The organism is Helicobacter sp. MIT 05-5294 (genome assembly GCF_000765675.1).
Lineage (GTDB): Bacteria > Campylobacterota > Campylobacteria > Campylobacterales > Helicobacteraceae > Helicobacter_D.
This window is the reverse complement of record NZ_JRPA02000088.1, coordinates 1-444: the sequence shown is the minus strand read 5'-3', so window position 1 is coordinate 444 and position 444 is coordinate 1. Positions and strand designations below refer to the sequence as shown.

General features: G+C 30.4%; 1 protein-coding gene. It reads left to right on the top strand.

What is annotated here, in order from left to right; genetic code table 11:
* Positions 1-3: 3 nt before the first annotated feature.
* On the top strand, positions 4-444 hold a 441-nt coding region (locus LS69_RS10985), incomplete at its 3' end, for a DUF5675 family protein (RefSeq protein ID WP_342747955.1).

Sequence of the window (444 nt, the reverse complement as noted above, 5' to 3'; positions counted from 1 at the left end):
AGAATCCAATACCAAAAAAGAATCTTAATTGTTATAGAGAGGTTTAAACAAACGAGCGAATCTACAATGTCAAAAGTTTATATTTGTTTAGATGATAAAGTAATTAATGCTGAAATTGGTGGAAATGTCATATATCAGAAAGTAAAGAAACAAGACACAAAAGAATATGAAACTAAAAAAATAGACTCTAGAAAAATTGAAAAGATCACACAAATGGAAACAAGTTATATATTTGCTGATGCGCTTGATATTAAACCTTTTGCTTATATCTTAGAAAGAAATGGACCTGATAGTATAGGAGGAGAACTTAAGCTTAGAATCCCTAGTGGGAGGTATGGGGTAAATTGGGGTCTTAGTTCTACTTTTAATATAAATACATTCAATCTAAGCAATGATTTCGTGCATAAAGATAGAAAAGTGCTCGTGCATTATGGTAATTCTCCT